1 rRNA gene is annotated in these 256 nt (G+C 48.4%); it reads right to left on the reverse strand.

Features of this window, described 5'->3' with window-relative positions:
* Positions 1-186: 186 nt before the first annotated feature.
* Positions 187-256: ribosomal RNA gene (locus ACSZOX_RS22425) — 16S ribosomal RNA — on the reverse strand; the annotation flags it as partial.

The raw sequence follows: 256 nt of genomic DNA on the forward strand, positions 1-256 counted from the left end.
GTAGTGCTCTAACCAACTGAGCTACGGGACTAGCTTTTTCTTCTTTCTTGCTCGGTGACGCTCGTCGTTCCGCTTAACATTAACATCCAATGATATTAAGCTGGCGGACAGGGAGGGCACTTTCTTCTTGTCTCTTGTTAATAACGATCATGGTGTGGCGCAGCGAGTGCCAATGGGAAACTCTAGAAAGGAGGTATTCCAGCCGCACCTTCCGGTACGGCTACCTTGTTACGACTTAGCCCCAATTATCGGTTTT

It is taken from the genome of Sphingobacterium sp. LRF_L2 (assembly GCF_965644235.1).
In the GTDB taxonomy this organism is placed as follows: Bacteria; Bacteroidota; Bacteroidia; order Sphingobacteriales; family Sphingobacteriaceae; genus Sphingobacterium.